The following is a 24,394-nucleotide window of genomic DNA, read 5'->3' on the forward strand; positions in this document are numbered from 1 at the left end:
GCCCATGCCGCTCCCGTCCCGGGCCCTGTCCGTGCGCCAGCCCTGGGCCTGGGCAATCCTTCACGCCGGGAAGGACATCGAGAACCGGTCCGCCTTCTCGATCGCCGCCGGGGGCATGACCCCCGGCCGCATTGCCCTGCACGCGGCGTCGGGCATGACGAGGGCGGAATACGACTGGGCGGTCTGGCGCATGGGGCGGGACGGCGTCGCCGTGCCCCGGCCCGACGCCCTGCCGCGCCGCGCCATCCTCGGCGCGGTCGAGGTCACGGGCATCGTCAGCGCCTCCGACAGCCCCTGGTTCGGCGGGCGCATGGGCCTCGTGCTGCGCGACCCCGTGCCCTGCGAGCCGATCCCCGCCCCCGGCGCGCGCGGCTATTTCGACTGGCGGCCCGGCGGCGAGATCGCCCCGCCGCTGCGCTGGATGCGCGACTGGGGCCAAGCCGAGGGCGGCCTCTTCGACGACCTGCCCCCGGCCTGGCCCGAGCCGCCTGCCAGGCCCTTCGGCACCCGACCCAAGGCCGATCCGCCAACCGGGAGTTGCGGGTGAACCCGGCCCCCGCTTTCGATGCTCCGCAAATATGCCGGGGGGGGCGAGCGGAGCGAGCGGGGGCAGAGCCCCCTCCCCCGCCCCGGCAGGGACCGGACGGCAAACGCCTCTAACGCCGCCGCGTCGAGAGATAGAGGCTGGTCTCCGACCGGCTCACCCCGTCGATGCGGCGAATGCGGCCCAGCGCGGCGTCGAGCGCCTCCAGCGTGTCCGCACCCAGTTCGGCCACGAGATCCCAGCGGCCGTGGGTGGAGTGGACCGCGATCACCTCGGGCAGGGCCAGCAGGGAACGGGTGATGCGCGGCGCGCCGGTGCCCTCGACCTCGATCGACACGACGCCGCGGACGGGGCGGTCGGCCAGGTCGCCGCGCAGGACGGCGCGGAAGCCCAGGATCTCCCCGGCCTCGGTCAGCCGCGCCATGCGCGCCCGCACCGTCGCGCGCGTCACGCCGAGTTCGGCCGCGAGCGCCGAGACCGAGGCCCGCCCGTCCGCCGCCAGGGCAGCCAGAAGACGCCCGTCCAGATCGTCCATCCTGCGCAATCCTGTTGACCAAATCGGGCGATCCGCCGCCCGTTTCGACCGCTTATCCCGCTCGCGCCTGCCAGGTGAAGCCCCGATCTTCCGGGCAACAGATGCAGGAGCCCGACATGACCCATCAGATCGACCTCATTGGCGTGCCCATGCAATGCGGCGCCGGGCGGCGCGGCTGCGTCATGGGGCCGGACGCGCTGCGCACCGCGGGGCTGGACCGGGCGCTCATCGCGCTGGGCCATGACGTGCGCGACCGCGGCAACCTCAGTGCCACGCCCCGCGAAACCGGCCCGGCCGCCAATCCGGCGATCCACGACCTGGCAGAGGCGGCGGGCTGGGTCGCGGCCCTCCAGTCGGTCGAGGTGGCGCGGGACCGCCTGCCGATCTTCCTCGGCGGCGATCACCTGATGGCGGCGGGCACGGTTCCGGCGATGGCCGCGCGCGCCGGGCGCCCGCTCTTCGTGCTCTGGCTCGACGCCCATAGCGACATCCACACGCTGGAGAGCACCGACAGCGGCAACCTCCACGGCACGCCGGTCAGCTACTTCACCGGACGGTCCGAGTTCACGCCGTATTTCCCGGCGCCCGCCGCCACTGTCGATCCCGCGAACATCTGCATGATCGGCCTGCGCTCCGTCGACGGATACGAGCGCAGCGCCCTGAACGAGACGGGGATCGAGACCGCAGACATGCGCCATGTCGACGAGCACGGGATCGCCGCGCCGCTCCGCGCCTTCCTCGACCGCGTGGCCGCAGCGGATGGCGCGCTGCATGTCAGCCTCGACGTCGACTTCCTCGACCCGGCCATCGCGCCCGCTGTCGGCACCACCGTCCCCGGCGGCGCCACCTTCCGCGAGGCGCATCTGGCGATGGAGCTTCTGCACGATTCCGGCCTCGTCACCTCGCTGGACCTGGCCGAGCTGAACCCCTTCCTTGACGACCGCGGCCGCACCGCCACGCTGATGGTGGACCTCGTCTCGTCCCTTTTCGGCAAGACGGTCCTCGACCGTCCGACTCGGAGCCGCCTGTGACCTGCCAAGCCCCCGCCCCCTCCCGCCTCGCCATGGTTCCGTTCGTCTCGGTCGCCGACATGATGCGCATCGTGAACGAGGCGGGCGTGGCCGAGACCATCGCCGCCATCGCCGACCGGATCGAGGCCGACTTCCTGCGCTGGGACAGCTTCGACAAGGTCGCGCGCGTGCCCTCCCATTCCGAAGAGGGCGTGATCGAGCTGATGCCGACCTCCGACGGGGAGTTCTACGGCTTCAAGTACGTCAACGGCCATCCGGCCAACATGGCGCGGGGCTTCCAGACCGTGACGGCCTTTGGCGTGCTGGCCCGGGTCGATACCGGCTATCCGGTCATGCTGTCCGAGATGACGGTGCTGACGGCCCTGCGCACGGCGGCCATGTCGGTCACCGCCGCCCGCCATCTGGCCCCTAAAGGCGCGCGGGTGATGGCGATGATCGGCAACGGCGCGCAATGCGAGTTCCAGGCGCTGGGTTTCCACCACTGCCTCGGCATCGAGGAGGTGCGACTCTGGGACGTCGATCCCGCCGCGACCGCCAAGGCGGAGCGGAACCTGCGCGGCACGGGGCTGCGGGTCGTGCCCTGCGGCTCCGCCGAGGAGGCGATCGAGGGCGCGCAAATCGTCACGACCTGCACCGCCGACAAACGGCAGGCGACGATCCTCACCGACAACATGGTCGGCGCCGGCGTGCACCTCAATGCCATCGGCGGGGACTGTCCCGGCAAGACCGAGCTGCATCGCGACATCCTGCTGCGCTCCGACATCTTCGTCGAGTACCCGCCCCAGACCCGGATCGAAGGGGAGATCCAGCAACTGCCCGAGGATCATCCGGTGACCGAACTCTGGCGCGTCTTCGCCGGCGAGGCGCCGGGCCGGACCTCGGCCAGCCAGATCACGCTGTTCGATTCGGTCGGCTTCGCGACCGAGGATTTCAGCGCGCTGCGCCATATCCACGGCGAGATGCAGCGGACGGGGCATTTCACCCTGCTCGACATGCTGGCCGATCCCGACGATCCGCGCGACCTGTTCGGGATGGTCTCGCGCGCTGTCGGAGCGTAGCCGGGGCCGCACCCCGGGACGGCCTTCCGTCGCGGGGCCTGCGAAGAATGACGGACGGTGAGTCGAACCGGACGGGCGGGGCGTGCGTTGGCCTCCTGCCGCAGCCCGGAGCCCGAGATGAGCCGACACCCCCTGACCATGAGCGGAGAGCCCGTCTCCCGCACGCCGGACATCTGCATCGTGCTGAACCCCGGGTCAGGCAAGGGCGGCGCCGCCCGCCGGGCCGAGATCGAGGCCGCGGTTGAGCGGCTCGGCGGGCGTGTCGTGCTGCGCGAGACGCGGCGCAAGCAGGATCCGACCGAGGTCGCGGAACGGGCCGCGCGGGACGGGTTCGGGACGCTGGTCGCGGCGGGCGGCGACGGCACGATCTGCGCGGTCGCCGGAGTCGCGCATCGCGCCGGGAAGCGGCTGGGCGTGATCCCCAACGGCACCTTCAACTTCTTCGCCCGCAGCCTCGATCTGCCGGAGGAGCCGGGCGCCGCGCTGGACCTGATCGCCTCGGGCGCCGAGCGCGAGATCGCCATCGGCCATGTGAACGGCCGGATCTTTCTCAACAACGCGAGCCTCGGCCTCTATCCAGCGATCCTCGCCGAGCGGGAGGGGACCTACAAGCGCTGGGGCCGGTCGCGACTCGCGGCGCACTGGTCGGTGCTGACGACGCTGATGCGCTTCCATCGCCCGCTATCGCTCCGCGTTGCGGTCGACGGCAAGGAGGTCGCGCGGCGCAGCCCGCTTGCCTTCGTGGCGCGCAGTGCCTACCAGCTGGAGCTGCTGGGGCTCGACGGGCCCGAGGACGTCCGGGCGGGGCGCTTCGCGCTGTTCCTCGCGCCGGATTCGGGTCGCTGGGGCCTGCTGACCATGGCGCTGCGGCTGGCCTGGGGCACGATGAAGCGCGGCCGCGATTTCGAGTATCACAGCGGCACCGCGATCGACATCCATACCAAGGCGAAGCGCAGGCTGGTCGCCCGCGACGGCGAGCGGGAAAAGCTGACCTCGCCCTTCGAGTTCCGCATGCTCGACACGCCGCTGCGCGTGGCCGCCCCGCCATCGCCGGAGCGCGCGTCCTGATGCGCCGGATCCTCCACGTCTCCGACCTGCATTTCGGGCGGGACCGGCCGGAACTGCTGCGTCCGCTGATCGACACGATCAACCAGATCGCGCCGGACATCGTCGCCATCTCCGGCGATTTCACGCAGCGCGCGCGGCTGGGCCAGTACCGCGCCGCCCGCGCCTTCCTTTCCCTGCTTGAGCCGCCGCATATCGCCGTGCCGGGCAATCACGACACGCCGCTCGACAACCTGTTCGTGCGGATGTTCCGGCCCTGGAAGCGTTACCGGCACTACATCGACCGCGAGCTGGAGCCGAGCTGGACCGACCCCGAGGTCGCCATCATCGGCGTCAACACGGTCAACCGCTTCTCCTGGCAGCGCGGGCGGATCGGGCGGCATACCGTGCGCCGGGTCTGCGATGCCTTCGAAGACGACGCCGGGCAGCGGATGCATGTCGCGATGCTGCATCACCCGCTTGAACACGGGCCCGATGTCGAGAAGCGGCTGATGCGCGGCGCCGGGGATGCCTTGCGCAAGCTGGGCAAATGCGGCGCCGACATCGTCCTGTCCGGGCATCTGCACACCTGGCACGCGCGACCCTTCGCCGACGCGTCGGGCGTGCTGTTCGTGCAGGCCGGGACCGGCCTGTCGACGCGGGTGCGCGGCGAGCCGAACGACTTCAACCTGCTGACGGTCGAGGGCCGCGCCGTCGATGTGGAGCAATGGACAGCCGCCGAGGGCGAGACCGTCTTCCGGCCGACCCGCCGCGCCGCCTTCGAGAAGCCGGGCGACACCTGGATCGCGCGGGACGGGGCCGATCAGCCGGCGGAGGTCGGCCAGGCCCGGGCCGGGCGCCGCCGGTGAGGGTCAGGTCAGCCCGTTGATGGCGGAGGCGAGCGCCCGGTCCTTGTCCGTCAGCCCGCCCGCATCATGCGTCGTGAGCCGGATCGACACCTTGTTCCAGACGTTCGACCACTCCGGGTGGTGATCCGCCTTCTCGGCCAGCAACGCCACGCGCGACATGAAGCCCCAGGCTTCGGCGAAGTCGGCGAAGGCGAAGTCCCGCTCCAGCCCGCCGTCGTGTTCCGTCCATCCGTCGGGGGTCATTCCTGTTCCTCCTGCTGGCCGCGCCTGAAGGGGCCATAGGCCGTCAGCACCTCGATATCCTCCTCGATGGCGGCGGCCTCGGCCTCGAGGAACTGCGCCACCGCGGCGCGGAAGCTCTCGTTCGGGATATGGTGCAGCGAATGACAGGTCACCGGCAGATAGCCGCGCGCCAGCTTGTGCTGGCCCTGCGCCCCCGCCTCGACCCGGGACAGCCCGCGCGCGATGGCGTGGTCGATGGCCTGGTAGTAGCACAACTCGAAATGCAGGTTGGAGTGATGCTCGGTGCAGCCCCAGTAACGGCCATAGAGCACGTCGCGCCCGATGAAGTTCAGCGCGCCCGCCACCGGCTTCCCGTCGCGCTCGGCCAGGACAAGCAGGACGTCGTCGCGCATCCTCTCCTGCAGCAGGTCGAAGAAGGCCCGCGTCAGGTAGGGCTGGCCCCATTTGCGCCGGCCCGTGTCCTGGTAGAACCGCCAGAACGCGTCCCAGTGGTCGGGCCGCAACGCGTCGCCGGTATAGGCGCGGATCTCGCCGCCGAAGCCCTGGGCCTCCCGCCGCTCCTTGCGGATGTTCTTGCGCTTGCGCGACGAGAGGTCGGCGAGGAAGGCGTCGAAATCGGCGTACCCGCGGTTGAACCAGTGAAACTGCTGGCTCGACCGTTCCATCAGGCCGAGGGCGGCGCCGGCCCGACGCTCGGCCTCGGTGCAGAAGGTGACGTGCAGCGACGAGAGACCGTTCTGCTCGGTCACCTGGACCGCCGCCTGGACCAGGGCCTGCATCCCGACCGCCTCCCATCCCGGACGCACGAGGAAGCGGCGGCCCGTGGCAGGGGTGAACGGCACGGCGAGCTGCAGCTTCGGGTAGTAGTCGCCGCCCGCCCTCTCCCAGGCATGGGCCCAGCTGTGGTCGAAGATGTATTCGCCCTGGCTGTGCCCCTTGGCATAGAGCGGCGCCACGGCAATGACCTCGCCCCCCGCCCGCGCGGTCAGGTATTGCGGCTGCCATCCGGTGCGCGGGCCGACGGAATGGCTGTCCTCCAGCGCGCGCAGGAAGCGGTAGGTGGTGAAGGGATCGTGGGGCGGCCCGCCATCCGCCGCTTCGGGGCAGGCGCAGGCGTCCCAGTCCTCGGGCGCGATCTGATCGAGCCCGCCGAGGACGTGGATCTCGACGGAGGTGTCGGGGGCTGTGGCGGTCATGGACGGTTAGGTGGGTCCCCGGCCGGTCAGGGCAAGTAGCCCTCGAAGGTGACCGCATCCGCGATGCGGCGCGCCATCGCTTCCTGCGCCCTGGAGCGGATCGTCCAGCACAGCACCGGCAGCCCGGAGGCCTTGATCTCGGCCACCCGCGGCATCTGCAGCGCATCGGCCTGATGGCTGATGAAGGCGCCGCCGACGCGGTCCAGGTCCGGGATCGCGGCCAGCCGGGCGCGGGTCGCGTCCGACAGCTCCGGCCAGTGCCGGGCCTCGAAGGCCGAGGTCGTCAGCCCACGCGGCAGGTGCGGCGCGCGGTCGGCCATGCGGGCGACCGAATGCGGGTTGAAGGACATCACCGCCACGTCGCCCTCGTAGCCGTCGAGCGCGTCGATCACTGCATCCTCCAGCGGGCCGACGCGCGGGCCCATGTCGCCGTCGCGGTCCTTGACCTCGATCAGCACCGGCACCCGCCCCGCGACGGCGGCCAGCGCCGCGCGGAGCGTCGGCACGCCCTCGTCCCCGCCCAGAAGCGGCGTCTCGCCCAGCGCCGCGGCGCTCAGGTCGTCGACCGCCCCCTCGCGGCCCGTCAGCCGCGCGAGGTCGTAGTCGTGGAAGGCCATCGCCTCGCCGTCCTTCGACGGCTGCACGTCGAGCTCGATCGCCACGCCGATCCCGACGGCGGCGCGGAACGCCGCCAGCGAGTTCTCGGGACGCCCGGCGGCCCGGTCGTGCAGCCCCCGATGGGCGATATGGCCCGCGAGGAAAAAGACGGGCAGCGGGATCATCGGACGCGGAAGATGCCCTCGATCTCGACCATCACGCCGAACGGCAGGGATGCCGCCGAGACGGCCGAGCGGGAATGCTTGCCCGCGTCGCCCAGCACATCCGCCAGCAGATCGGAGGCGCCGTTGATGATCTTGGGCTGCTGGTCGAACTCGGGGGTCGAGTTCACGAAGCCGGTCAGCTTCACGACCTGCTCCAGCCGGTCGAGATCGCCGCCGCAGGCCGCCTTGACCTGCGCCAGCAGGCTCAGCGCGCAGAGCCGGGCCGCCTCGACCCCCTGTTCCAGCGTGGCGTCGGCGCCGAGCTTGCCAACCTTCATCCCGCCCGCATCGGCGCTGATCTGGCCCGAAACGAAGAGCAGGTCGCCCGAGCGCACCGTCGGCACGTAGTTGGCGGCGGGCATCGGCGCGTCGGGCAGCGTGAGGCCGAGCTCGGACAGGCGGACGGTATGGGACATTGGGGACTCCGGCCAATGGTTGCGATCGACGCTTACATGCCCGCGCCGCCAGCGAAAGGGAAGGGAACCTCCCCTTGACACCGACGCGATTGACGCGACCGCCGGGATCGGCCAGCCCTTCCGCGCCACCCGGAGGAACCTGCCCATGCCTGCCGTCTCATCCGCCATCCTGATCCCCGTCCTCGTCGTCTTCGCCGTCGGCATCGGGTTCGGCGTGCAGGCGCCGCTCAATGCGGCCCTCGGCCGCGCCATCGGCGGCGGGGTCGCGGCGGCCTGCGTGTCCTTCGGCGTGGGCTTCGCCGCGCTGCTGGCGCTGACCTTCGCCTTCGGCCAGGGCGGCGCGCTGGCCGCCTCGGTCCGGCAGCCGCCGCTCCTGCTGGCAGGCGGGCTGCTGGGGGCGTCGGTGGTCTGGGCGATGCTCTGGTCGGTGCCGACCATCGGCATCCTGACGGCCTTTGCGGCGCTGCTGCTGGGGCAGCTCTCGGCGGCGCTGGTGATGGACGCGATCGGGGCCTTCGCCGCGCCGGTCCACCCGATCACGCCGACGCGCGTGCTGGCCCTGCTGATGATCGCGGGCGGGTTGATCCTGTCGCGGCTCTGACCCGCCGGTCTCCCGACCATCGGGAGACCGCAGACGGCTCGCCCCCCGACCATTCCCCGGCCGCCTCGGCCCGGAATTGTCCGGGCCCGGCACGGAACGCGCCCTCGGCATCCCGGCCGAAGGCGACCTCTCGGCCGGCCCGTCCGCGCCCGCCTTTGGAGGCCGCCGAACGACCACCCGGCCGGCCGATCCCGCCCCCTCATCTCGCCCCAAATACCTCGGGGTAGTCGGCCGCAGGCCGACGGGGGCGGAGCCCCCTCCAACCTCCGCCCGCCAGAGCCTCCCCCCGGCGCAATGCGCGGCCGAAGGCCCGGAGGGGCGGGGGTTCGATGCCCCCGCCCCTCCGCCCCCCGTCAGTCGCGCAGAAGCTCGTTGATCGAGGTCTTCGAGCGCGTCCTCTCGTCCACCTGCTTGACGATCACCGCGCAGTAGAGGTTTGGCGCCGCCAGCCCGTTCCCCATCGTGCCGTTGCCGGGCATCGAGCCCGCCACGACCACCGAATAGGGCGGCACCTCGCCATAGGTGATCTCGCCGGTGATGCGGTTCACGATCTTCGTCGACTTGCCGATGAAGACCCCCATGCCCAGCACCGAGCCTTCGCGGACGATGCAGCCCTCGACCACCTCGGAACGCGCCCCGATGAAGCAGTTGTCCTCGATGATCGTGGGGCCGGCCTGCATCGGCTCCAGCACCCCGCCGATGCCGACGCCGCCCGACAGGTGGACGTTCTTGCCGATCTGCGCACAGGATCCGACGGTGGCCCAGGTATCGACCATGGTCCCGGTGTCGACATAGGCGCCCAGGTTCACGAAGGACGGCATCAGCACCACGCCCGGCGCGATATAGGCCGAGCGGCGCACGATGCAGTTCGGCACCGCGCGGAAGCGCGCCTGCTCCCAGCGGGCGGCGTTCCAGCCGTTGAACTTGCTGTCGACCTTGTCCCACCAGGACCCGTCCTGCGGGCCGCCGGACTGAAGCTCCATGTCCTTGAGGCGGAAGCCCAGCAGCACCGCCTTCTTCGCCCATTGGTTGACGTGCCAGTCGCCGGTCTCGGACCGCTCGGCGACGCGCAGGGCGCCGGTGTCGAGCGCGTCGAGGGTATGTTCGATGGCCTCGCGCGCCTCGCCGGTGGTCTGGGGCGTGATCGTGTCGCGGGCCTCCCAGGCGGCTTCGATCGCGGCTTCGAGCTGTTGGTTGGACATGGGGCGCGGGCTCCGGGGCGGTTTCGGGATCGCGCCCGTCTAGCGGCGGCGGCCCCGTGGGGCAATGGCGGCGGGGCTTGCGGGGCCTGCGCAGGCGGGTCAGGGGTCGATCAGTCGAGGCGATCAGGGGACCGGTTTGTGATAAGGAACCGCATCACGCTCAAGCAGCTCGAGGCCTTCGCCCAGGTCGTCGACACGGGCAGCTTTCGCGCCGCCGCCTCGGTGCTGGGCACCACGCAGCCCAACATATCCGCCCGCATCGCGGCGCTGGAAGCGCTGCTCGACACGCGGCTTCTGCACCGGGACGCAGGCTCCGTGCGCCTGACCGAAGCGGGCGCCGCCCTGCTGGAGCGCGCCCGCGCCGTCCTGCGTGCCGCCGAGGCCCTGCTGGAGCAGGCCGATCGCCGCGACCTCATCGAGGAGCGCCTGCGCCTCGGCGTCACCGAACTGGTCGCCTGCACCTGGCTGCGCCCCTATCTGCGCGCCCTGCGCGGCCTCTACCCGTCGCTGCGGATCGAGCTGGAGGTGGACCTGTCCTCGCAGGTGCTGCGTGGCCTCGCCGAAGGGCGCCTCGACCTCGTGCTGGCCAACGGTCCCTTCGGGCCGGACGCCCCGGGCGCCGTGCCGCTGGGCGCCTGCCCCTATCTCTGGGTCGCCACGCCCGCCCTGGCCGCGGGGCTGCCGCAGGGCGACGCGCTGGACCGTCTCTTCACGGGCCATGTCCTGACCCATGCGCGCGACACCGAGGCCGTCCGCAGCCTCGCGGCAGAGGCCGAGCGGCGCGGCCTGCCTGCCGCGCGCCTGGCCCATTCCAGCGCGCTGACGGCCGCCGCCGCCATGGCGCAGGACGGGATGGGCGCCGCCCTTCTGCCCGAGGCGCTGGTGCGCGACGATCTCGCGCGCGGCACGCTCGTCGCCCTGCCCTGCGACTGGCACCCCGCGCCGCTGATCTTCGAGGCCCGCTACGATCCCGCCCGCGCGCCCCGCTTCGTCTCGCGCGCGGCGGAACTGGCGGCCGGGATCGCGAAGGATAAGGAATCCTGATTGCCCCGCACGAATAAATCGATTTGCGATCCCCCGCGCCCTCGGGCTCAGTGACGGCGCAGCAACCGGAGGCCCGCCATGTCAGACCCGTCGATCCGCCTGGGCGTCGATATCGGGGGCACCTTCACCGACGTCGTGCTGGAGTTCGGCGGCGAGCTCGTCTCGACCAAGGTGCTCACGACCTATGCCGCGCCCGAGGACGCGATCCTCGACGGGATGGCCCGGGTCTGCGCCAAGGCTGGAATCGCGCCGGACCGGATCGGGCAGGTCATCCACGGCACGACGCTCGCCACCAACGCCCTGATCGAGCGGCGTGGCGCGAAGACGGCGCTGATCACGACCGAGGGCTTCCGGGACGTGATCGAGATGCGTACCGAAAGCCGGTTCGAGCAATACGACCTGAACCTGAAGCTGCCCGAGCCGCTCCTGCCGCGCGAGATGCGCTTCACCGTGCCGGAGCGGGTGAACGCCCGCGGCGAGACGCTGATCCCGCTCGACCGCGCCGCCGTCGAGGCGGTGGTGGATCGCGTCGCGGAGACGGGTGCCGAGAGCGTCGCGGTGGGGCTGATCCATTCCTATCTCGACCCCGCGCATGAACGGCTCGTCCGCGACGTGCTGGCCGAGCGGATGCCGGGCGCCTCGGTCTCGATCTCCTCCGAGGTCTCGCCGCAGATGCGCGAATACGAGCGCTTCAACACCGTCGTCGCCAATGCCTACGTCAAGCCGCTCATGGCCTCCTATCTCGGCCGGCTGGAGGCGCGGATGGCCGAGGCCGGGGCGACCTGCCCGATCTTCCTGATGCATTCCGGCGGCGGGATCATGTCGCTGGCCGACGCCGCCGCCTTCCCGGTCCGGCTGGTCGAATCCGGACCCGCCGGCGGCGCGGTCTTCGCCGCAGACATCGCGGCGCGGCACGGGCTGACCAAGGTGCTCAGCTTCGACATGGGCGGGACGACAGCGAAGATCTGCCTCATCAAGGACGGCGCGCCCAAGACGGCCCGCGTCTTCGAGGTGGCGCGCAGCTACCGCTTCAAGAAGGGCTCGGGCATGCCGATCTCGATCCCGGTCATCGATATGGTCGAGATCGGGGCGGGCGGCGGCTCGCTGGCCTCGGTCGATGCGATGCGCCAGATCCGCGTCGGCCCCGAGAGCGCCGGGTCGGAGCCCGGGCCCGCCTGCTACGGGCGCGGCGGCACCCGGCCCGGCGTCACCGACGCCGACCTGATCCTCGGCAAGCTCGACCCCGACAATTTCGCGGGCGGGTCGATCCCGCTCCACTCCGATGCCTCCGAGACGGCGCTCGTCGCCCATGTCGGCGAGACGCTGGGCATGGACGCCTCCGAGGCCGCCTTCGGCGTGGCCGAGGTGGTGGACGAGACCATGGCCAACGCCGCCCGCGTCCACGCCGTCGAGAACGGGGAGGAACTGTCGGACTACACCATGATCGCCTTCGGCGGCGCGGCCCCGCTCCATGCCGGGCGGCTCTGCGAGAAGCTGGGCATCTCGCGCTGCCTCGTCCCGCCCGGGGCGGGCGTGGGCAGCGCCATCGGCTTCCTGCGCGCGCCCTTCAGCTTCGAGGCGACGCGCTCGGTCTACATGCGGCTGGGCGCCTTCGACGCGGACGCGATCCGCACCCTGCTGGCGGAGCTGGAGACGCAGGCCACCGGCTTCGTGCGGACCTGCGACGCGACGGCCCCGATCGCGGCGGAAGCCAAGGTCTACATGCGCTATTCCGGCCAGGGCTGGGAGATTCCGGTGGCCCTGACGCCGGAGCAGGCCGCCGACCCCGATGCCGCGACCTTCAAGGAACTGTTCGAGGCCGATTACACCAAGCTCTTCGGCCGCACCGTCGCGGGGATGGAGATCGAGATCACCGTCTGGTCGGTCAACGCGACGACCGAACGCCCCGCCGCCACCCCCGTCGAGGATACCGGCATGACCGGGGAGGCCCGCCCCACCGGCACCCGCACCCTGTTCGACCCCGCCCGTGCCGCCCGGATGGACGCCGCCGTGATCCCCCGCGCCTCCATGCCGCCGGGCACCCGCGCGCGCGGCCCCGCCCTCGTCACCGAGGACGAGACCACCATCGTCGTCCCCGCCAGCCGCGACGCGATCTGCCGCGCGGATGGCTGCATCGACCTCATCGCGAAGGACTGACCCATGCCATCCGACGTCGCCCATCAGGTCATGTGGAACCGCCTCATCTCGGTCGTGGAGGAGCAGGCGCAGGCCCTCGTCCGCACTGCCTTCAGCACCTCCGTCCGCGAGGCGGGGGATCTGTCCGCCGGGGTCTACGATGCCGAAGGACGCATGCTGGCGCAGGCCGTCACCGGCACACCCGGCCATGTCAACGCGATGGCAGACGCCGTCGCGCACTTCATCCGCGAGATCGGCCCGATGGCCGAGGGCGACGTCTACCTGACCAACGATCCGTGGATGGGCACTGGCCATCTGCACGACATCACGATGGTCACGCCGTCCTTCCACAAGGGCCAGCTCGTCGGCTTCTTCGCCTGCACCGCCCATGTCGTCGATATCGGCGGGCGCGGCTTCGGCGCCGACGGCAATTCCGTCTACGAGGAAGGGCTCTACCTGCCGATCATGCGTTTCGCCGACCGGGGCCGCGTCGACGAGACGCTGATCCGCATCGTGCGCGGCAACGTGCGGGAGCCCGACCAGCTGGTCGGCGACCTCTACGCGCTGGCCGCCTGCAACGAGATCGGCCACCGCCGCCTGACCCAGATGATGGAGGAGTTCGGGCTGGACGACCTGACCGGCATCGCGGCCTTCATCCTCGACAATTCCCGCCGCGCCACGCTGGAGCGGATTGCCGCCCTGCCCCGCACCTCGGCCGAGGGCGAGATGACCGTCGACGGGTTCGACAAGCCGATCACGCTCCGCTGCCGCATCACGGTCGAGGAGGACCGGATCCTCACCGATTTCGCGGGCACCTCGGGCGTCGACCCGAAGGGCATCAACTGTCCGATGGTCTATACCAAGGCCTATGCCTGCTACGCGCTGAAGGTCGCCATCGCGCCCGAGATCCCGAACAATGCGGCCTCGCTCGCGCCATTCGAAGTGACCGCGCCCGAAGGCACCATCGTCAACGCGACCCATCCCGCGCCGGTCGCCCTGCGCCACATCGTCGGGCATTTCGTCCCCGACGTCGTCTTCGACGCCTTCGACCGTATCGTCCCCGGCGTGGTGCCCGCCGAGGGCGCGGGGTGCCTGTGCAACTTCCAGGTCTCGCTGCGCCCCCTGCCGGGAACGCAGGGACGCCGCTCCGAGGTGCTGACCTTCAATTCCGGGGGCTCGGGCGCGCGGCCCGGGCTCGACGGGCTGAACGCGACGGCCTTCCCTTCAGGCGTGATGACCATGCCCATCGAGGCGACCGAACATGCCGGCCCCGTCATCATCTGGCGGAAGGAGCTGCGCGAGGGCTCCGGCGGGGCCGGGGCGACGCGCGGGGGCCTCGGCCAGCACATGGAGGTCGGCGCGCGCGACGGCTATGCGTTCGACATCCAGGCGATGCTCGACCGCGTCGACCATCCGGCACGCGGGCGGCGCGGCGGCAGGCCCGGGGCGCCGACGACCATCGCGCTGGACGACGGGACGCCGATGCGCGGCAAGGGCCGCCAGTCGGTGCCCCCGGGCGCGCGCGTCGTCATGGCCTTCCCCGGCGGCGCAGGCTACGGCCCGGCGGAGGAGCGCGACCCGGCGCTCGTCGCCCGCGATCTGCGGCGCGGCTACATCTCGGCCGAGGACGCGGCCCGCGACCATGGGCTTTCGGAGGCGCAGATCGCGGTCGCGCTGGACCGGGAGGGATGACGGCGCCGCGCCGCCTCGACAACCGCGCGGCGCGCGCGCTTTTCCTCGCCCGCCACGGGCTGGCCGAGCCGCCCTCCGGTCCCGGGCGCGGCGCCGACTTGGCGGGGGTGATCGACCGGCTGGGCTTCGTCCAGCTCGATTCGATCGCCACCGTCGCCCGCGCGCAGCACATGATCCTGCATGCCCGCCGCACCGCCTATCGCGCGCCCGCGCTCGCCACATTGCACGACCGCGACCGGGGCCTGTTCGAGCACTGGACCCACGATGCCAGCATCCTGCCGATGCGCTTCTTCCCCTACTGGAGGCTGAAGTTCGCGCGCTACGCCGATCCCGACAACACGCGCTGGCGCCACTGGCACGATACGCATGAGGGCAAGCTGGACGAGGTGCTGGAGCGGATCGCGCGGGACGGGCCCTGTTCGTCCTCGGATGTCGGCGCGGACGAGGCGCGTGGCTCGGGCGGGTGGTGGGAGTGGCACCCGTCCAAGGCGGCGCTCGAATATCTCTGGCGCTGCGGGCGGCTGACGGTGGTGCGGAGGCAGCATTTCCGCAAGGTATACGACCTGACCGAGAACGTCGTGCCCCCGGAATATCTGAACGCCTTCGTGCCCGACGACGAGGTGATCGACTGGGCCTGCGGCGCGGCGCTCGACCGGCTGGGCTTCGCCACCCCGGGCGAGCTGGCTGCCTTCTGGGAACTGGTCACGCCCGCCGAGGCACGGCACTGGTGCGACGGCGCCGCGCGGCGCGGCGAGATCGTGCCGGCCGAGATCGCCTGCGCCGACGGACGGGTCCGGCGCGTCTGGATGCGCCCCGACGCGCTGGACGAGGTCCCACCCGAGGCGCCGCGCCGGATGCGCGTCCTCTCGCCCTTCGACCCGGCCCTTCGCGACCGCAAGCGGGCCGAGCGGCTGTTCGGCTTCCACTACCGGATCGAGATCTTCGTGCCCGAGGCGCAGCGCCGCTACGGCTACTACGTCTTCCCGCTGCTGGAAGGCGACCGCCTCGTCGGCCGCATCGACATGAAGGCCGAGCGCGACGCGGATCGGCTCGCCGTCCGCGCGCTCTGGCCAGAGCGGGGAGCGCGCTTCGGCGCCGGACGGATCGCACGGCTGGAGGCGGCGCTGGAGCGGACCGCGCGGCTGGCAGGGGTGGCCCGAATCGCCTTCGCGGAGGGCTGGCTGCGGGACCCGCGCTGAACGCGTGATCGGTGCCGGTCTCGGCTATCCCGCGCGGACAGGCACCATGGTGCCCAGCGCGGTCGCCACATGCGCCCCGTCGTCGCCATGCACATCCGCAGCGATGGCGATCAGCCGCCGCCCCGGCCGGATGACGCGTCCCTCGGCCACGAGCAGCCCGCGCGCGGGCGCCAGCAGCGAGATGCGGAACTCGGAGGTCACGACCTCCTGCCCCTCCTCCATCGTGGTCAGCGCGGCATAGCCCGCCGCCGAATCGGCCAGCGCGAAGGTCAGGCCGGCATGGCCGAACCCGTGCTGCTGGGCGGTGGCCGGCGTCACCTCGGCCTCGATCCGCACCCGACCCGGCGCGACCTCGACCAGCCGGGCGCCGAGCGTGGCCATCAGCCCCTGACGCGCGAAACTGTCCCTGATCCGGTCCATCGGCGCCTTACCGGGTGAGCACGAGGCAGGTGGTCGAGCCGGTCGCGTAGAGCCTGCCGTCCTCGGCCCCCCGGATCTCGCCATTCGCCACCCCGGTGGAGCGGCCTGCATGCTGGACGGTGCCTTCGCAGACGATCTCGGACCCCGGCGGAATCGCCCGGATCACGTTCACCCTGTATTCCAGCGTCGTGTAGGCCGTGCCCCGGGCCAGCGTGGTCTGGACGGCGCAGGCCATCGCGCTGTCCAGAAGCGTCCCGTACCAGCCGCCATGCACTGTGCCGAGCGGATTGAGATGGTCGAAGAGCGGGGTGCCCCGGAACACGACCCGCCCCGGTTCCGCCTCGGTCAGGCGGTAGTTCAGCGTGCGGGCGATGGGCGGCTGCGGCAGGCGGCCGTCGCGCATGGCCTGGATGAACTCCAGCCCGGACATCGCCAGCAGCTGCTCGCGCGTGGCGAGGTCGTCTTCCGTCTCTGCGAACATGGCCCCTCCGACGTCGCGCGCCGGACGGCTATAGCCGCGTGTCGCGGCTCAGGCCACCCGGCTCAGCGCAGCGCGGGAGGTGAGGCCGAGCGCATGGCAGACATCGCGCGTCAGCTCCGGCCGGTTGAGCGTATAGAAATGCAGGTGCTCGACGCCCTCGCCGACCAGCGTGTCAGCCAGCTCGGACGCATGGGCCACGGCCAGAAGATCGGCGCGGTCGTCGCGGAGCGCGGTCTCGAAGGCGGCGGCGAGGTCGTCGGGAATGACGGCACCGCAGGCGCGGGCGAATTTCGACGCCTTGGTCCAGTCCTCGATCGGCAGCAGGCCCGGCACGATCGGCGCGTCGATGCCCGCGGCGGCGCAGCGGTCGCGGAAGCGCAGGAAGGTCTCGGCGTCGAAGAAGAACTGGGTGATCGCCTCGCAGGCGCCCGCGTCGATCTTGCGCTTGAGCCAGGCGATGTCGGCATCGGCCGAGGCCGCCTCGGGGTGGGTGTCGGGATAGCAGCCGACGCGGACGCGGAAGCCCTCGGCAGCCAGCGCCTCGATCAGCTCCACCGAGGAGGCGAAGCCCTCGGGATGCGCGACGAACCCGTCCGACCCCTTCGGCGGGTCGCCCCGGAGCGCGACGATGTCCTCGACCCCCGCCTTGCGGAAGCCGCGCGCCGTCTCGAGCGTCTCTTCCCGGCTGGCCTCGACGCAGGTCAGGTGGCCGGCGACGCGCAGGCCGAATTCCTGCCCCAGCGCGGCGACCGCCTCACGCGTAAGATCGCGCGTGGTGCCGCCCGCGCCGTAGGTCACCGAGACCCAGTCGGGGGCCAGCGGCGCCAGCGTCCGCGCGCAGTCCCAGAGCCGGAAGGACGCCTGAAGCGTCTTCGGCGGGAAGAACTCGAAGCTGACGGACGGCGTGGGCATGGCGCGCTCCTGGTTGAACTGCCCTCTTGTGCCTCAGGCCGCTTCCGTGAGACAGCCTCATATTGTTCAACATCGACATGAGGCCCGCATGCGGCTGAACATCGAGTTCCGGCACCTGCGCACGATCAAGGCCATCGTCGAATGCGGCGGGCTGGCCCGTGCCGCGGACCGGCTGAACATCACGCAGTCGGCGCTGAGCCATCAGGTGAAGAATCTCGAGGCGCAGATCGGGGTGGAGCTGTTCATCCGGCGTTCCAAGCCGATGACGCTCTCGCCCGCGGGCCAGCGCCTTCTGCGGCTCGCCGAGCAGGTGCTGCCGCAGGTCGAGGCGGTCGAGGCGGATTTCTCGGGGCTGAAGGCGGGGCGGACGGGGCGGCTGCACATCGCGATCGAGTGCCACGCCTGCTTCGAGTGGCTCTTCCCGGTATTGGAGCAGTTCCGCCGCGCCTGGCCCGAGGTCGATGTCGACATCCGGCCCGGCCTGCAGTTCCAGGCCCTTCCCGCGCTGCAGAAGGAGGAGGTCGACCTCGTTGTCTCCTCCGACCCCGAGGCGCTGCCCGGCGTCGAGTTCGCGCCGCTCTTCGACTACGAGCCGGTCTTCCTCGCCTCCTCTGCGCATCCGCTGGCCGACAGGCCCTTCATCGAGGCACGGGACTTCGTCGGCCAGACCCTCATCACCTATCCGGTCGACCGGTCCCGGCTGGACGTGTTCTCGCAGCTGCTGACCCCCGCAGGGGTGGAGCCCGCCGCGATCCGTCAGGTGGAGCTGACGGCGGTGATCCTGCTGCTCGTCGCCTCGAACCGGGGGGTGGCGGTCCTGCCGGACTGGGTCGTGCGCGAGGTGCGGTACAATTCCGACTACGTGACCCGCCCCCTGACCGAGGGCGGGCTGACGCGGCGGCTTTATGGCGCGGTGCGGTCGGAGGATGCGGCCAAGCCGTTCATGGCGCATGTGCTGCGGCTGATGCGGACCGAGCCGCTGAAGTTGCAGCGGCAGCGGGTCGAGGGCTAGGCCCGCCGCGGCGGGTCAGTCGGTCGGATTCACCCGCTCCAGCCCGTCACCCGCATCGGGCACCGTAATCTGGAAGTCGTCGTCCACCGCAGGACCTTCGTCGGTCATCATGTAGAGGTTCGGCAGGACGAACAGGGCGATGAGCCCGCCGATCACGATCGCGACGACGAGGCCGATGTAATAGTTGCGCTTCGACCGGTTCGGAACGGGGGCGTCGCGTGGTTCGGAAACCATTCGGTTACTCCTTGTCGTGAGGGGAAGGACACGCCCCGGCGGGGCGCGTCGCCGGGGCGGCGGGAATCAGTCAGGCGTCGTGTCTGGTGGGGTCGTGGTTAGTTCGGTCCGTGTGGCCCCCTGCGCCTCGACGGTGAGCGGCGCCTGCACGCCATCTCCGCCGCTCGCGGGATCCGTTACGATCGTGGGATTGGCATCGCTGAGGACCCCGCGGCCGAGTGCCATCGGATCGGGATCCGTGATCTCGTAGATGATCCAGAGCACCCCGACCACCAGAGCCACGACGACGACGGCCATGAGGACGAAGCGGCTGTTGGAGCCGGTCGGCGCTTTTCGCTTGTTCTTGTCATGTTCGACGCTGGCCATGATGACCTCCGTGCCTGAGGAACAGTTGTCCTCTCAACGAACGAAGGCCCCGAACGGGTCCGTCCTGCGTCAATCGTTCACGTCGTCCTCGAAGCTTTGCGTCGTGCTGTCCGGCGGGCCGAACACCCGGCGCAGCGCCATCCATGCGCCCAGCGACAGCACTGCGAAGAGAATCAGCAATAGCCCCGCGCCATAGCCGCCGGTCAACCCGACCACCACGCCCAGCACGCCGGTCAGAAGCCCCAGCGCCACGATCCCTGCCCCCATGGCGAAGCCGAGCGCCAGGTAGCTCGGCGCGAAGAGCTCGACCGCCGCCAGCAGCAGGGCAGCCAGCGCCCAGACCCACCAGGTGGTCACGAGCGGCCCTTGAGCATGTCGAACGCCTTGCCGAAGGCGTCCATCGCCGCGGCGGGAAGGAGGATCGTGCGGTTGCCCTCGCCCCGGCCGAGGATCGTCAGCGCCTCGACCTGCTTCAGCGCGACCTGGTACTGCGCCGCCTCCAGCCCGTTCTCGGCGATGGCCTGGGCCACGACCTGCGTCGCGTAGGCCTCGGCATCGGCGGCGATGCGGCGCGCCTTGGCGGTCTGCTCGGCGGCATAGAGCTCGGCATCTGCGGCCAGCTCGACGGCGCGCTTCTTGCCCTCGGCCTCCATGACCTGTGCGCGGCGCGCCCGCTCGGCGTTGAGCTGCTGGAGCATCGCGTCGCGGGTCTGCTTGTCGAGGTTCACGTCGAGGATCTCGGCCCGCGTCACCTCGATTCCCCAGTCGTCGACCGCATCCGCGACCTGGGTCTTGATCTTGTGGATCACCTCGGCGCGGTTCGACTGCACCTCGTCCAGTTCCATCATCCCGATCTCGGCCCGCACGATACCCGCGACCGTGGTGGCGATGGCGCCGTCAACGTCGCGGATGCGGTAGACGGTACGTTCGGGCTGAAGGATGCGGTAGAAGACGCTGGTCTCGACCTGCACCAGCACGTTGTCGCGGGTGATCGCGTCCTGGCTGGCGTTCGGAAGCTGACGTTCGAGGATCGAGACCTTGTGCGCCACCCGGTCGAGGAAGGGCACGATCAGGTTGATGCCCGGGCCCAGGACCGACTTCAGCCGGCCGAACCGCTCGACCACGTATTTCTCGGATTGCGGCACGATCCGCACGCCCAGCATGACGCAGAGCACGACAAAGATCGCGAGGGCGATCAGCACCGCGTTCGCCCCGAGGAAGCTCAGGAGCTCCTGTTCGATAGTCACGTCACCGTCCCCAGCTTCGGCCCCCGGGGACGTTATCGGTCAGGCCTGACGCAGGGGCAAGCTCAGCCGTCGGCCGGGGGAACGATGACCACGGTGTCGTCCGGGCTCAGATCGGGCGCCTGCGGGGCGTAGATCAGCGCGAAGATCAGCGTCCCGACGAGGATCAGGGCCACCACAGCGATGGCCACGCCGGCCGGGAAGCCGCGCGTCGGACGCACCTCTTCCTTCATGACGTCGTGGCCCGGAACAGGACCCTTGGCCGTACCCGACTTGGTCTGGGTGCCGGTCGAGGGGCGAGGGGTTTCCGGCTGGCTCACGACACTGCCGCCGCCTGCATCGCATCCGCGGCCCCCGGGATCAGGAAGAACAGGGCGAGAATCACGATGACCGCCACCACGACGCCGATCAGCGCCTTGGTCGAACGCCCGGACTCCGGCGTTTCGACCGCCGCGTGGGTCGAGCCCGAGGGCGGCGTCACGGAATGGTCGGCCCTGTGGTCCTGCCCCCGGCCCGGCTTCGGAAGGGTCGGGCTGTGTCGCTCGCCGGAGACGACCTCGTCCGCCGCGACCTCGCGCATGGGCATCGGCTCCGTCTCGGCCTCCGGGGTCTCGGGGACGGGCCGCGCCCGCTCGCCGGTCCGCAGGTCGATATGGGGGGTCTCGGCCGTATCGGGGCCGAAGGGGCGGTCGGGCTTGGTGTCGTTGCGGTCGGCCATGGGGCCCTCCGGATGTCTGGTTTGCGGGTGACACCCGGCAAACGCGCGGCACCCCCGGTCAGGTTCCCGCCCCGTTCCCCCCGGGGACGCGGAGGCGTATGCTCATCGGGCCATGCCCGCCCTCTGCCGCACCTGCCTCACGGTCTTCGAGACCGGCGCCCGCTGCCCCGCCTGCGGCGGCCCCCGGGTCGTGGCCCATCCGGAGCTGACCGAGCTCACCATCGCCCACATGGATTGCGACGCCTTCTACGCCTCGGTCGAGAAGCGCGACCGGCCGGAGCTGGCCGACAAGCCGGTCATCGTCGGCGGCGGACGGCGGGGCGTGGTGACGACCTGCTGCTACATCGCCCGAATCAAGGGCGTGCGGTCGGCCATGCCGATGTTCAAGGCACTGCAGCTCTGCCCCGAGGCGGTGGTGCTGAAGGGGCGGATGGACCTCTATGCCGAGGTCTCGAAGCAGGTCCGCGCGATGATGGAGGAGCTGACCCCCGCCATCGAGCCCCTGTCGCTGGACGAGGCCTTCCTCGACCTGACCGGCACCGCCCGCCTGCACGGTGCCCCGCCTGCCGTGATGCTGGCGCGGCTGGTGCGGCGGATGAAGGCGGAGCTGGGGATCACCGGCTCCATCGGGCTGTCGCACAACAAGTTCCTGGCCAAGATCGCCTCGGACCTCGACAAGCCGCAGGGCTTTGCGGTGATCGGGCGGGGGGAGACGGACAGCTTCCTCGCCGACAAGCCGGTGGGGATCATCTGGGGCGTCGGCGCCGTCGGGCAGGAGTCGCTGCGCAAGGCGGGCATCCGGACCATCCGCGACCTGCGCCGCTGGGACCGGGGCGACCTGAACACGCGCTTCGGGTCGATGGGCGACCGGCTCTGGCACCTCGCCCGCGGCGAGGACCGGCGGCGCGTCTCGGCGAACCGACCCGTGAAGTCGATCTCGAAGGAGACGACCTTCTCCGAGAACACGCAGGACCCCGACGTGCTGGATGGACACCTCTGGCGCCTGGCCGAGCAGGTCTCGGCCCGCGCCAAGGCCAAGGGGGTGGCGGGGCGCGTGGTGACGCTGAAGCTCAAGCGCGCCGACTTCCAGATCGTGACCCGGCGGCACGCCCTGCCCGACCCCACGCAGATGGCCGACCGCATCTACCGCGAGGCGCGCGGGCTGATGGACGGGCTCGACCGGCTGGGCCAGACTAGGCTGATCGGCTGCGGGTTGTCGGACCTCGTGCCCGAGGCGCAGGCGGACCGGGCGGGCGACCTGCTCGACCCGGCCGCCGCCAGGCGGGCTGCGGCGGAGCGGGCGACGGACGCAATCCGCGCGCGGTTCGGGGTGGAGGCGATCGTGAAGGGGCGGGCGCTCAGGTAGCGTCGGCTTCCCGGTCCCGCCTCCGGATCGCCTTCGCGTCCGCCGCCGTCAGCATTTGCTCCGCGTAGCCCCAGGGCTCGCTGTGCGCATGGGGGTGCCGTCGCGGATCAGCCTTCCGTCGACCGTGCCGGGGGCCTCGGCCCTACCGCGACCGATCCCGGCCCTTTTCTCTCCGGCGAAGACGTCGTCGAGCCCTTGGCTATCGACCGGCGGCACGATGCCCTCCCTCCGATCCGGACGGAGGGCACCGTCGAGACGGTCAGTCGAACATGTCCGGCTGCGTCCGCACCAGGTCATCCCAGATCGGCTGGAAGTGCAGCCAGCCGATATAGTCGGACCCCACATGCTCCCGCGAATAGCGAGCCTTGTCCTCGGGCACGAGCGTCGGTGTGTGGCCCGACGCGTCCAGAGCGAGCTGCTGCTGGCAGCAGCGCTCCAGCGCGATGAACCAGAAGGCGCAGGATTCGATGGAGTGGCGCGAGGCGGTCAGCAGCCCGTGGTTCTGGTGGATCGCGGCCTTCACGCCCTTGAATGCGGCCGAGACGTTGCCGCCCGCCATCTCCTCGACGGCGACCTTGCCGCCCTCCTCCGAGATGACGGCGTGGTCCTCGAAGAAGGCGCAGGCGTCCTGCGTGACCGGCGGCAACGGCCGGGCCAGCGCAGCATAGGCCGTGCCGTAGACCGTGTGCGCGTGGCACATGGCAACGATGTCGGGGTGATCCTCGTGCACCGCACCGTGCAGGACGAATCCGGCCTGGTTCACGGCGTAGTCGCCTTCGACCACGTGGCCCTTGTGGTCGACCAGGATCAGGTTCGACATCCGGACCTGCCGGAAATGCACCGCCATCGGGTTGGTCCAGTAGAGGTCCGGCCGCTCCGGGTCGCGGACGGTCAGGTGCCCGGCGAAGCCGTAGTCGAAGCCCTGCAGCGCGAAGGCGCGGCAGGCGCCGACGAGGCGTTCCTTCAGGTGCCTGCGCTCCGCCTCGACATTGTCGAAACTCGGCATGGAGGGAAACTTCAGCCCCTCCTGCTTCGGCTGATAGATCGATTCGCGGTTTCCAAGGTCGAGCATGAGGTCCTCCCAACGTTATGGGCGGACGATACCACCTCGATTCGCCCGCGCCTATTCCGCCGCAACCTCGCGGGCCTGGCCCATGGCGGCGCAGATGCGGGACATCGCCTCGGTCATCAGGTTGCGCATGCTCTCGAACCGGGCGTTCGGCCTGACCCGCGCCTCGTCCATGTAGAGCGCGCGGTCGATCTCCACCTGGATCGCGTGGCGGCCCCGGGCGGGCTTGCCATAGGCCTGCATCGTGTAGGCCCCGGCGAAGGGCGCGTTGCGCGCGACGCGGAAGCCGAGATCGGTGAAGATCGCCTCGACCTCGTCCACGAGCGCCGCATCGGCCGAGGCGCCAAACCGGTCGCCCAGCACGATCTCGGGCGTGCCCTTCGCGCCGCCGACGCCCTCGATGGCCTCGTGCGGCATGGAATGGCAGTCGATCAGCAGGACGCGGCCGAAACCTGCCTGCGCCTCCGAGAGAAGCGCGTCGAGCTGCGCGTGATAGGGTTGCCAGAGGGTCTCGATCCGCTCCTGCGCCTCGGCGCGGCTGATCTTGCCGTGATAGATGGCGCGGCCCTGCGCCACGACGCGCGGGATCACGCCGAGCCCGCTGCTGACCCGCGGGTTGGTGGCGCCGCGGGGCACGTCGCTGATGACGGCGGGGTCCAGCTCCTCCGGGGAGCGGTTGAGGTCGAGCATGGCACGCGGCACCTCGGCGGCCAGAAGCGGCACGCCCAGCCCCGGGACCCGCTCGAGCAGCAGGTCGACATAGGCGTCCTCGGACGACCGGATCCATTCGCTGTCGAGCACCGTCCGGGACATGAAATCCCAGCCATAGGAACGCCCCGAATGGGGCGAGGCCACCACCACGGGCGCGGTGACGGCACGGGGCCGGTGCAGGCGGAACGGAGCTTTGGGCATGGGTTCGGACCTCTCCCTGTCAGGCAGAA

General features: G+C 71.0%; 29 protein-coding genes. 12 read left to right on the forward strand and 17 right to left on the reverse strand.

All coding sequences use genetic code 11. From position 1 onward, the window contains the following. Nucleotides 1–4: 4 nt before the first annotated feature. Nucleotides 5–547: an ASCH domain-containing protein gene (locus DR046_RS02125; RefSeq protein WP_209313530.1), complete on the forward strand. Its 543-nt coding sequence runs from the start codon at nt 5–7 to the stop codon at nt 545–547. A gap of 109 nt (nt 548–656) precedes the next feature. Here the strand turns inward: DR046_RS02125 and DR046_RS02130 are convergent, their stop codons facing one another. Further along, complete coding sequence (locus tag DR046_RS02130) at nt 657–1,079, reverse strand: Lrp/AsnC family transcriptional regulator (RefSeq protein WP_115379452.1); 423 nt, start codon at nt 1,077–1,079, stop codon at nt 657–659. A gap of 116 nt (nt 1,080–1,195) precedes the next feature. Here DR046_RS02130 and rocF point away from each other — a divergent pair, with 116 nt between their 5' ends. The 4 genes from rocF to DR046_RS02150 all read left to right on the forward strand — a co-directional run bounded on the left by rocF (nt 1,196) and on the right by DR046_RS02150 (nt 5,081). Further along, on the forward strand, nt 1,196–2,110 hold the full coding sequence (gene rocF / locus DR046_RS02135; protein ID WP_115379454.1) for an arginase: 915 nt from the start codon (nt 1,196–1,198) through the stop codon (nt 2,108–2,110). Between the two features lie 32 nt (nt 2,111–2,142). Continuing rightward, nucleotides 2,143–3,168: an ornithine cyclodeaminase gene (gene ocd / locus DR046_RS02140; protein WP_115379743.1), complete on the forward strand. Its 1,026-nt coding sequence runs from the start codon at nt 2,143–2,145 to the stop codon at nt 3,166–3,168. A 117-nt stretch (nt 3,169–3,285) separates the two neighbouring features. Continuing rightward, entirely contained in the window at nt 3,286–4,236 is a 951-nt protein-coding gene (locus tag DR046_RS02145) for a diacylglycerol/lipid kinase family protein (protein ID WP_115379456.1), read from the forward strand. Continuing rightward, nucleotides 4,236–5,081 (forward strand): metallophosphoesterase family protein, encoded by an 846-nt coding sequence (locus DR046_RS02150; protein ID WP_115379458.1) that lies wholly within the window; start codon nt 4,236–4,238, stop codon nt 5,079–5,081. The genes DR046_RS02145 and DR046_RS02150 overlap by 1 nt, the downstream gene beginning before the upstream one ends. Nucleotides 5,082–5,084: 3 nt before the next feature. On the opposite strand, the gene DR046_RS02155 is transcribed toward DR046_RS02150, so the two are convergent. Genes DR046_RS02155 through DR046_RS02170 form a run of 4 tightly spaced genes read right to left on the reverse strand, consistent with a single transcriptional unit; the run spans nt 5,085 to nt 7,757 of the window. Further along, nucleotides 5,085–5,324, reverse strand: a complete 240-nt coding sequence (locus tag DR046_RS02155; RefSeq protein ID WP_115379460.1) for a 4a-hydroxytetrahydrobiopterin dehydratase — start codon at nt 5,322–5,324, stop codon at nt 5,085–5,087. After that, nucleotides 5,321–6,520, reverse strand: coding sequence for a GNAT family N-acetyltransferase (locus DR046_RS02160; protein WP_115379462.1), 1,200 nt, complete (start codon nt 6,518–6,520; stop codon nt 5,321–5,323). The genes DR046_RS02155 and DR046_RS02160 overlap by 4 nt, the downstream gene beginning before the upstream one ends. Before the next feature lie 26 nt (nt 6,521–6,546). Continuing rightward, nucleotides 6,547–7,302, reverse strand: a complete 756-nt coding sequence (locus tag DR046_RS02165) for a glycerophosphodiester phosphodiesterase family protein (RefSeq protein ID WP_115379464.1) — start codon at nt 7,300–7,302, stop codon at nt 6,547–6,549. Then, complete coding sequence (locus DR046_RS02170; protein ID WP_115379466.1) at nt 7,299–7,757, reverse strand: RidA family protein; 459 nt, start codon at nt 7,755–7,757, stop codon at nt 7,299–7,301. Before DR046_RS02170 ends, DR046_RS02165 begins: the two co-directional genes overlap by 4 nt. Before the next feature lie 145 nt (nt 7,758–7,902). Between DR046_RS02170 and DR046_RS02175 the strand changes: the two genes are divergently transcribed. Continuing rightward, complete coding sequence (locus DR046_RS02175; RefSeq protein WP_115379468.1) at nt 7,903–8,358, forward strand: DMT family transporter; 456 nt, start codon at nt 7,903–7,905, stop codon at nt 8,356–8,358. Between the two features lie 353 nt (nt 8,359–8,711). Here the strand turns inward: DR046_RS02175 and dapD are convergent, their stop codons facing one another. Further along, the gene (dapD, locus tag DR046_RS02180; RefSeq protein WP_115379470.1) at nt 8,712–9,560 is read right to left on the reverse strand and encodes a 2,3,4,5-tetrahydropyridine-2,6-dicarboxylate N-succinyltransferase; all 849 of its coding nucleotides are present in this window, start codon (nt 9,558–9,560) and stop codon (nt 8,712–8,714) included. A gap of 138 nt (nt 9,561–9,698) precedes the next feature. On the opposite strand from dapD, the gene DR046_RS02185 reads away from it, so the two are divergent. The 4 genes from DR046_RS02185 (at nt 9,699) to DR046_RS02200 (ending at nt 15,631) form a co-directional block, all read left to right on the forward strand. After that, nucleotides 9,699–10,604 (forward strand): LysR family transcriptional regulator, encoded by a 906-nt coding sequence (locus tag DR046_RS02185; RefSeq protein WP_245190758.1) that lies wholly within the window; start codon nt 9,699–9,701, stop codon nt 10,602–10,604. Between the two features lie 78 nt (nt 10,605–10,682). Further along, nucleotides 10,683–12,761, forward strand: coding sequence for a hydantoinase/oxoprolinase family protein (locus DR046_RS02190; RefSeq protein WP_115379474.1), 2,079 nt, complete (start codon nt 10,683–10,685; stop codon nt 12,759–12,761). A gap of 3 nt (nt 12,762–12,764) precedes the next feature. Next, the gene (locus DR046_RS02195) at nt 12,765–14,432 is read left to right on the forward strand and encodes a hydantoinase B/oxoprolinase family protein (RefSeq protein ID WP_115379476.1); all 1,668 of its coding nucleotides are present in this window, start codon (nt 12,765–12,767) and stop codon (nt 14,430–14,432) included. Next, on the forward strand, nt 14,429–15,631 hold the full coding sequence (locus DR046_RS02200) for a winged helix-turn-helix domain-containing protein (protein ID WP_115379478.1): 1,203 nt from the start codon (nt 14,429–14,431) through the stop codon (nt 15,629–15,631). The genes DR046_RS02195 and DR046_RS02200 overlap by 4 nt, the downstream gene beginning before the upstream one ends. A gap of 24 nt (nt 15,632–15,655) precedes the next feature. On the opposite strand, the gene DR046_RS02205 is transcribed toward DR046_RS02200, so the two are convergent. Genes DR046_RS02205 through metF form a run of 3 tightly spaced genes read right to left on the reverse strand, consistent with a single transcriptional unit; the run spans nt 15,656 to nt 17,444 of the window. Further along, on the reverse strand, nt 15,656–16,051 hold the full coding sequence (locus tag DR046_RS02205; RefSeq protein WP_115379480.1) for a PaaI family thioesterase: 396 nt from the start codon (nt 16,049–16,051) through the stop codon (nt 15,656–15,658). A gap of 7 nt (nt 16,052–16,058) precedes the next feature. Further along, entirely contained in the window at nt 16,059–16,532 is a 474-nt protein-coding gene (locus DR046_RS02210; RefSeq protein ID WP_115379482.1) for a PaaI family thioesterase, read from the reverse strand. Nucleotides 16,533–16,580: 48 nt separating this feature from the next. Beyond that, nucleotides 16,581–17,444 (reverse strand): methylenetetrahydrofolate reductase [NAD(P)H], encoded by an 864-nt coding sequence (metF, locus tag DR046_RS02215; RefSeq protein ID WP_115379484.1) that lies wholly within the window; start codon nt 17,442–17,444, stop codon nt 16,581–16,583. Nucleotides 17,445–17,538: 94 nt separating this feature from the next. On the opposite strand from metF, the gene DR046_RS02220 reads away from it, so the two are divergent. After that, nucleotides 17,539–18,456, forward strand: a complete 918-nt coding sequence (locus DR046_RS02220; protein WP_115379745.1) for a LysR family transcriptional regulator — start codon at nt 17,539–17,541, stop codon at nt 18,454–18,456. A 15-nt stretch (nt 18,457–18,471) separates the two neighbouring features. Here DR046_RS02220 and DR046_RS02225 read toward each other — a convergent pair whose 3' ends face one another. The 6 genes from DR046_RS02225 to DR046_RS02245 form a co-directional block, all read right to left on the reverse strand. Continuing rightward, nucleotides 18,472–18,690, reverse strand: a complete 219-nt coding sequence (locus DR046_RS02225) for a hypothetical protein (RefSeq protein WP_115379486.1) — start codon at nt 18,688–18,690, stop codon at nt 18,472–18,474. Between the two features lie 66 nt (nt 18,691–18,756). Then, nucleotides 18,757–19,056: a hypothetical protein gene (locus tag DR046_RS02230; RefSeq protein ID WP_115379488.1), complete on the reverse strand. Its 300-nt coding sequence runs from the start codon at nt 19,054–19,056 to the stop codon at nt 18,757–18,759. A 69-nt stretch (nt 19,057–19,125) separates the two neighbouring features. After that, nucleotides 19,126–19,413 (reverse strand): hypothetical protein, encoded by a 288-nt coding sequence (locus DR046_RS02235; protein ID WP_115379490.1) that lies wholly within the window; start codon nt 19,411–19,413, stop codon nt 19,126–19,128. Further along, on the reverse strand, nt 19,410–20,303 hold the full coding sequence (locus tag DR046_RS02240) for an SPFH domain-containing protein (protein ID WP_209313531.1): 894 nt from the start codon (nt 20,301–20,303) through the stop codon (nt 19,410–19,412). The genes DR046_RS02235 and DR046_RS02240 overlap by 4 nt, the downstream gene beginning before the upstream one ends. Before the next feature lie 62 nt (nt 20,304–20,365). After that, nucleotides 20,366–20,620 carry a hypothetical protein gene (locus DR046_RS23190; protein ID WP_135227240.1) on the reverse strand — a complete coding sequence of 85 codons (255 nt, stop codon included), beginning with the start codon at nt 20,618–20,620 and terminating at the stop codon, nt 20,366–20,368. Further along, on the reverse strand, nt 20,617–21,018 hold the full coding sequence (locus tag DR046_RS02245) for a hypothetical protein (protein ID WP_115379492.1): 402 nt from the start codon (nt 21,016–21,018) through the stop codon (nt 20,617–20,619). The genes DR046_RS23190 and DR046_RS02245 overlap by 4 nt, the downstream gene beginning before the upstream one ends. A gap of 112 nt (nt 21,019–21,130) precedes the next feature. Here DR046_RS02245 and DR046_RS02250 point away from each other — a divergent pair, with 112 nt between their 5' ends. Beyond that, nucleotides 21,131–22,384, forward strand: a complete 1,254-nt coding sequence (locus tag DR046_RS02250; RefSeq protein WP_115379494.1) for a DNA polymerase IV — start codon at nt 21,131–21,133, stop codon at nt 22,382–22,384. A 259-nt stretch (nt 22,385–22,643) separates the two neighbouring features. Here DR046_RS02250 and DR046_RS02255 read toward each other — a convergent pair whose 3' ends face one another. Both DR046_RS02255 and DR046_RS02260 read right to left on the reverse strand, forming a co-directional pair. Next, on the reverse strand, nt 22,644–23,456 hold the full coding sequence (locus DR046_RS02255) for a class II aldolase/adducin family protein (RefSeq protein WP_115379496.1): 813 nt from the start codon (nt 23,454–23,456) through the stop codon (nt 22,644–22,646). Between the two features lie 51 nt (nt 23,457–23,507). Next, complete coding sequence (locus DR046_RS02260) at nt 23,508–24,365, reverse strand: N-formylglutamate amidohydrolase (RefSeq protein ID WP_115379498.1); 858 nt, start codon at nt 24,363–24,365, stop codon at nt 23,508–23,510. Nucleotides 24,366–24,394: the final 29 nt, after the last annotated feature.

Source organism: Jannaschia formosa (genome assembly GCF_003340555.1).
GTDB classification, from domain to species: Bacteria; Pseudomonadota; Alphaproteobacteria; order Rhodobacterales; family Rhodobacteraceae; genus Jannaschia; species Jannaschia formosa.

Coding starts and splice junctions, on each gene's coding strand:
- DR046_RS02125 (WP_209313530.1), top strand. CDS start 5: ATGCCGCTCCCGTCCCGGGCCCTGTCCGTGCGCCAGCCCTGGGCCTGG.
- DR046_RS02130 (WP_115379452.1), bottom strand. CDS start 1,079: ATGGACGATCTGGACGGGCGTCTTCTGGCTGCCCTGGCGGCGGACGGG.
- rocF (WP_115379454.1), top strand. CDS start 1,196: ATGACCCATCAGATCGACCTCATTGGCGTGCCCATGCAATGCGGCGCC.
- ocd (WP_115379743.1), top strand. CDS start 2,143: ATGGTTCCGTTCGTCTCGGTCGCCGACATGATGCGCATCGTGAACGAG.
- DR046_RS02145 (WP_115379456.1), top strand. CDS start 3,286: ATGAGCCGACACCCCCTGACCATGAGCGGAGAGCCCGTCTCCCGCACG.
- DR046_RS02150 (WP_115379458.1), top strand. CDS start 4,236: ATGCGCCGGATCCTCCACGTCTCCGACCTGCATTTCGGGCGGGACCGG.
- DR046_RS02155 (WP_115379460.1), bottom strand. CDS start 5,324: ATGACCCCCGACGGATGGACGGAACACGACGGCGGGCTGGAGCGGGAC.
- DR046_RS02160 (WP_115379462.1), bottom strand. CDS start 6,520: ATGACCGCCACAGCCCCCGACACCTCCGTCGAGATCCACGTCCTCGGC.
- DR046_RS02165 (WP_115379464.1), bottom strand. CDS start 7,302: ATGATCCCGCTGCCCGTCTTTTTCCTCGCGGGCCATATCGCCCATCGG.
- DR046_RS02170 (WP_115379466.1), bottom strand. CDS start 7,757: ATGTCCCATACCGTCCGCCTGTCCGAGCTCGGCCTCACGCTGCCCGAC.
- DR046_RS02175 (WP_115379468.1), top strand. CDS start 7,903: ATGCCTGCCGTCTCATCCGCCATCCTGATCCCCGTCCTCGTCGTCTTC.
- dapD (WP_115379470.1), bottom strand. CDS start 9,560: ATGTCCAACCAACAGCTCGAAGCCGCGATCGAAGCCGCCTGGGAGGCC.
- DR046_RS02190 (WP_115379474.1), top strand. CDS start 10,683: ATGTCAGACCCGTCGATCCGCCTGGGCGTCGATATCGGGGGCACCTTC.
- DR046_RS02195 (WP_115379476.1), top strand. CDS start 12,765: ATGCCATCCGACGTCGCCCATCAGGTCATGTGGAACCGCCTCATCTCG.
- DR046_RS02200 (WP_115379478.1), top strand. CDS start 14,429: ATGACGGCGCCGCGCCGCCTCGACAACCGCGCGGCGCGCGCGCTTTTC.
- DR046_RS02205 (WP_115379480.1), bottom strand. CDS start 16,051: ATGGACCGGATCAGGGACAGTTTCGCGCGTCAGGGGCTGATGGCCACG.
- DR046_RS02210 (WP_115379482.1), bottom strand. CDS start 16,532: ATGTTCGCAGAGACGGAAGACGACCTCGCCACGCGCGAGCAGCTGCTG.
- metF (WP_115379484.1), bottom strand. CDS start 17,444: ATGCCCACGCCGTCCGTCAGCTTCGAGTTCTTCCCGCCGAAGACGCTT.
- DR046_RS02225 (WP_115379486.1), bottom strand. CDS start 18,690: ATGGTTTCCGAACCACGCGACGCCCCCGTTCCGAACCGGTCGAAGCGC.
- DR046_RS02230 (WP_115379488.1), bottom strand. CDS start 19,056: ATGGCCAGCGTCGAACATGACAAGAACAAGCGAAAAGCGCCGACCGGC.
- DR046_RS02245 (WP_115379492.1), bottom strand. CDS start 21,018: ATGGCCGACCGCAACGACACCAAGCCCGACCGCCCCTTCGGCCCCGAT.
- DR046_RS02250 (WP_115379494.1), top strand. CDS start 21,131: ATGCCCGCCCTCTGCCGCACCTGCCTCACGGTCTTCGAGACCGGCGCC.
- DR046_RS02255 (WP_115379496.1), bottom strand. CDS start 23,456: ATGCTCGACCTTGGAAACCGCGAATCGATCTATCAGCCGAAGCAGGAG.
- DR046_RS02260 (WP_115379498.1), bottom strand. CDS start 24,365: ATGCCCAAAGCTCCGTTCCGCCTGCACCGGCCCCGTGCCGTCACCGCG.